The organism is Nocardia sp. NPDC003345, assembly GCF_053589395.1.
In genome coordinates this window covers 1-4594 of the sequence record NZ_JBSFRU010000424.1, presented here as the reverse complement: position 1 = coordinate 4594, position 4594 = coordinate 1, and the positions used below count along the sequence as shown (strand labels likewise).

The window sequence follows — 4594 nt, the reverse complement described above, 5'->3', positions numbered from 1 at the left end:
AAGTCACAACGAGCCCGGGAACCGGGCCGGATACCGCACACCTGGCCCGGTGGGCGCCCCCTTCTCACTGACCGGGGCCGGGCGCCGGAGACCACGCCGGACCGGGGTCCACCGCGGCGAAGGCGGCGGTTGAATCGGCGGTCAGGGTGATCCGGTCGAGGGCCGCCTGCGGGACGAACCCCTGTTCCCGTAGCTTCCCGAGCCAGGTGAACAGGCCCTGATAATGACCGGACGGGTCCAGGATCGCCATCGGTTTGGTGTGCTGCCCCAGATGACCGCCGGTCCAGGTCTCGAAGAACTCCTCGAGGGTGCCGATACCGCCGGGCAGCGTGAGGAACCCGTCGGCCCGGTCCTCCATCACCTGTTTGCGCTGCCGCATGGTGTCGGTGACGATCAGCTCGTCGGAATCCACATCGGCGACCTCGCGGTGCACCAGATGTTTCGGGATCACGCCGATGGTGCGCGCGCCGGCCGCGCGGGCCGCCGTCACCAGGGCGCCCATCATCGAGACATTGCCGCCCCCGGACACCAGATGCCAGCCGCGCCGCCCCACCTCCGCGCCGACCCGGGCGGCCAGATCCAGGTATTCCGGATCGGAAGTACCAGCCGAGCAGTACACACACAACGCGAACGGGCGCGGGGTCACCATTCGTCCTCCGTCCCGACCTTCTCGATGGTCGCGCCGGCCGGCTGCGACCCCTCGACGATCCGCACCACCTCGGCGATATCATCGGTGACGTGCAGCAGGTCGATATCGCCGGGTGAGATCCGGCCCTCGGCCGCCAGCGAATCACGGATCCACTCCACCAGCGGCGCCCAGTACCGGGACCCGAACAGGATGATCGGGAAGCGGGTGATCTTGCGGGTCTGCACCAGGGTGAGCGCCTCGAACAATTCGTCGAGAGTGCCGTAGCCGCCGGGCAGGCAGACGAAGGCCTGCGAATACTTCACGAACATGGTCTTGCGTACGAAGAAGTAGCGGAAGTTGATCCCGAGATCCACCCAGTCGTTCAGGCTCTGCTCGAACGGCAGCTCGATCCCCAGCCCGATCGAATAGCCGCCGGCCTCGGACGCCCCCCGGTTGGCGGCCTCCATCACCCCCGGACCGCCCCCGGTGATCACGGCGAACCCGGCGGCGGCCAGCGCGGCCCCCACCTGCCGCGCCGCCGCGTACTCCGGATGGTCGGCCGGAGTACGCGCCGAGCCGAAGACGCTCACCGCCCGGGGCACCTCCGCCAGCGCGCCGAAGCCCTCCACGAACTCGGCCTGGATCCGCAACACCCGCCACGGATCGGTATGCACCCAGTCGCTTTCCTCCCGCCGGTCCAGCAGATGCTGATCGGCGGTACTACCGCGTGGCGTGCGCTCGCGGCGGAACATGATCGGCCCGCGGAACCGGGTCTTGGGTTTGCCGGTGGTCCCGGGTTCAGCGGAGTCGGTCGACATGAGAGGCGTCCTTCGTGAGGTATGCGCGCAGCATTTCGGTGACGTCGGTGATCTGGGCGAGGGGGACGTGCTCGTCGCGTTTGTGGGCGAGGTTGGGGTCGCCGGGGCCGAAGTTCACGGCAGGGATACCGCGAGCCGCGAAACGGGAGACGTCGGTCCAGCCGTATTTCGCCCGGATCCCCGCCGACCCGTGCGCCCGTACCGCGTCGACCAGACCGCGGGCGGCGGGAGCCGAAAGCCCGGGGAGGGCACCGGCGGCCGCATCGGTGACCTCGAATCCGAGGTCGAGACCCGCCACGACCTCGCGTACATGCGCGACGGCCTGCTCGACCGTCCGGTCCGGCGCGAACCGGAAGTTCACATCCACCTCGGCGGCGTCGGGAACCACATTGCCCGCGACCCCGCCGGCGACCCGGACTGCCGACAGGCCCTCCCGGTAGCGGCAGCCGTCGATATCCACTTCCCGGGCCTCGTACTCCGAGAGCCGGGTCAGCAGCGGCGCGAGCCGGTGGATCGCGTTGTCGCCGAGCCAGGCCCGGGCGGAATGCGCGCGGACCCCGGCGGTGCTCAACCGGACCCGCAGGGTGCCCTGGCAGCCGGCCTCGATCCAGCCGCCCGAGGGTTCACCGAGGATCGCGAGATCGGCGTCGAGCCATTCGGGCAGTTCCCGTTCGATGACATTCAGGCCGTTGAACTCGGCGGCGATCTCCTCGCAGTCGTAGAAGATCAGCGTCAGGTCGTGGGCGGGGTCGGCGATGGTCGCCGCCAGGTGCAGGAATACCGCGTCGCCGGATTTCATATCGACCGAGCCGCAGCCGTACAGCACTTCGGCGCCGTTCTCGGTGGTGAACCGGCCCGGCACGTTGTCGGCGATCGGCACCGTATCGAGGTGACCGGCCAGCACGACCCGGGTGGGTAGTCCGCGATCGGTGCGGGCCAGGACCACATTGCCGTGCCGTACGACCTCGAATCCGCTGGTCTGGGTGCGCAGCGCGGTTTCCACGGCGGTGGTGACCGCGTCCTCGTCCCGGGAGACGCTCGGGATGTCGACGAGGGCTGCGGTGAGGGCGATGGGGTCGGCACGCAGGTCGAGGGTCACGGCATACGAGCCTAGAGGTGGCCCACCATCCCGGGGCCGTCGGTGGGTAGGCTTCCCGTTCGTGAGCACTCAGGGAGCAACCGCTATCGGCATCGCCACTGTGACCGCGGACGGAACCGTCCTCGATACCTGGTTCCCCGCCCCCGAACTGGGCGATCCCGGCAGCACCGGTACCGAGCGGCTCGCCGAGGCGCCGGCCGAACTCGCCGCGCTGGTCGGCCCCGACGCCGCGCGCGGTGTCGAGGTGGTCGCGGTACGCACCTCCATCGCCGACCTCTCGGTCGCCCCCGTCGACGCCCACGACGTCTACCTGCGGCTGCATCTGCTCTCGCATCGGCTGGTCCGGCCGCATACGGTGAGCCTGGAGGGACAGTTCGCACTGCTGGCCAATGTCGTATGGACCAACCACGGCCCCGCCGCGGTAGAAGGCTTCGAGCTCACCCGCGCCAAACTGCGCGCCCGCGGACCGGTGACCGTGTACAGCATCGACAAATTCCCGCGCATGGTCGACTACGTGGTCCCGGCCGGGGTCCGTATCGGCGACGCCGACCGGGTGCGCTTGGGCGCGCATCTGGCCGCCGGCACCACCGTGATGCACGAAGGCTTCGTGAACTTCAACGCCGGCACCCTCGGCACCTCGATGGTCGAAGGACGTATCTCGGCCGGTGTCGTGGTCGGCGACGGCTCCGACGTCGGCGGCGGCGCCTCCACCATGGGCACCCTGTCCGGCGGCGGCACCACCGTCATCTCGATCGGCGAGCGCTCGCTGCTCGGCGCGAATTCCGGCCTGGGGATCCCGCTGGGCGACGACTGCGTGCTCGAGGCCGGCCTGTACCTGACCGCGGGCACCAAGGTCACCACCCCCGACGGCACCGTCGTCAAGGCAGCCGAACTGAGCGGCACGAACAATCTGCTGTTCCGCCGGAACTCCCGCACCGGCGCGGTGGAGGTAGTGCCGCGGACGGGCACCGGGATCGAACTCAACGAAGCACTCCACGCCCACAACTGAGAAGGCTCGATCCGAACTCCGCTGCCCGGCACCCCCGCTCCGAAATCACCTCAGCTGCTTCTTCTGCACCTTGCCCATGGCATTGCGCGGCAGGGCGGTCACGAATCGAATCTCGCGGGGGCGTTTATGGACCGAGAGCTGCGCGGCCACATGGTCGATCAGCTCCTGTTCGGCGGGGCCCGGTTCACGCGGGACCACGAACGCCACGATCCGCTGACCGAGGTCGGAGTCCTCGAGACCCACCACCGCCACCTCCGCGACACCGGGGTGACCCAGCAGCGCGGTCTCGACCTCGCCCGCACCCACCCGGTAGCCGCCGGATTTGATGAGGTCCACCGATTCGCGTCCGACGATGCGGTGGAACCCGCTTTCGTCGATCGCCGCGACATCCCCCGTCCGGAACCAGCCGTCGTCGGTCCAGCACTGCGCGGTGGCCTCGGGCCGGCCGTAATAGCCGTCGAACAGCATCGGCCCGCGGACCTGGAGGCCACCGATGCTCGAACCGTCGTGCGGGACCGGTTGCCCGGATTCGTCGCGCAGCCGGGTCTGCACCCCGCGCACCGGTACACCCACCCAGCCCGGCCGCCGTTCACCGTCGGCACGGGCCGAGAGGGTGATCATGGTTTCGCTCATGCCGTACCGCTCGATCGGTGCGTGCCCGGTGAGTTCGGCGAGTTTCTCGAAGACCGGGGCGGGCAGTGGAGCGCTACCGGAGATCAGCAGGCGGGCGGCGCCGAGCTGTTTCGCGGCGTCGGGATCCTCGGCGATCCGGGTCCACACCGTGGGAACCCCGAAGTACATGCTGCCCGCGGCCGCCGCGTAGTTCGCCGGAGTCGGCTTTCCCGTGTGCACCAGCGGGCTGCCGATTCGTAGCGGGCCGAGCAGGCCCAGGATCAGCCCGTGTACATGGAACAGCGGCAACCCGTGTACCAGCACATCGGCGGCGGTCCAGGCCCACGCCTCAGCGAGCGCGTCGAGGCCGGCGGCGATGGCGCCGCGGTCGAGCACCACGCCCTTGGGCGGGCCGGTGGTGCCCGAGG

Annotated in this window: 5 protein-coding genes; 1 reads left to right on the top strand and 4 read right to left on the bottom strand. The window is 69.8% G+C overall.

Annotated features, from left to right (window positions below):
* Positions 1-64: 64 nt before the first annotated feature.
* The 3 genes from ACWDU1_RS29810 to dapE are packed head-to-tail and all read right to left on the bottom strand — an operon-like array spanning position 65 to position 2545.
* The gene (locus ACWDU1_RS29810) at positions 65-649 is read right to left on the bottom strand and encodes an LOG family protein (RefSeq protein ID WP_450003562.1); all 585 of its coding nucleotides are present in this window, start codon (positions 647-649) and stop codon (positions 65-67) included.
* Entirely contained in the window at positions 643-1446 is an 804-nt protein-coding gene (locus tag ACWDU1_RS29805) for an LOG family protein (protein WP_450003560.1), read from the bottom strand. Before ACWDU1_RS29805 ends, ACWDU1_RS29810 begins: the two co-directional genes overlap by 7 nt.
* A complete protein-coding gene (gene dapE, locus ACWDU1_RS29800) occupies positions 1427-2545 on the bottom strand; it encodes a succinyl-diaminopimelate desuccinylase (RefSeq protein WP_450003558.1) in 1119 nt (372 codons plus the stop codon). The genes ACWDU1_RS29805 and dapE overlap by 20 nt, the downstream gene beginning before the upstream one ends.
* A 61-nt stretch (positions 2546-2606) precedes the next feature.
* Between dapE and dapD the strand changes: the two genes are divergently transcribed.
* Positions 2607-3554 carry a 2,3,4,5-tetrahydropyridine-2,6-dicarboxylate N-succinyltransferase gene (dapD, locus tag ACWDU1_RS29795; RefSeq protein WP_450003557.1) on the top strand — a complete coding sequence of 316 codons (948 nt, stop codon included), beginning with the start codon at positions 2607-2609 and terminating at the stop codon, positions 3552-3554.
* A gap of 45 nt (positions 3555-3599) precedes the next feature.
* On the opposite strand, the gene ACWDU1_RS29790 is transcribed toward dapD, so the two are convergent.
* A partial coding sequence (locus ACWDU1_RS29790) for an AMP-binding protein (RefSeq protein WP_450003555.1) occupies positions 3600-4594 on the bottom strand: 995 nt, incomplete at its 5' end.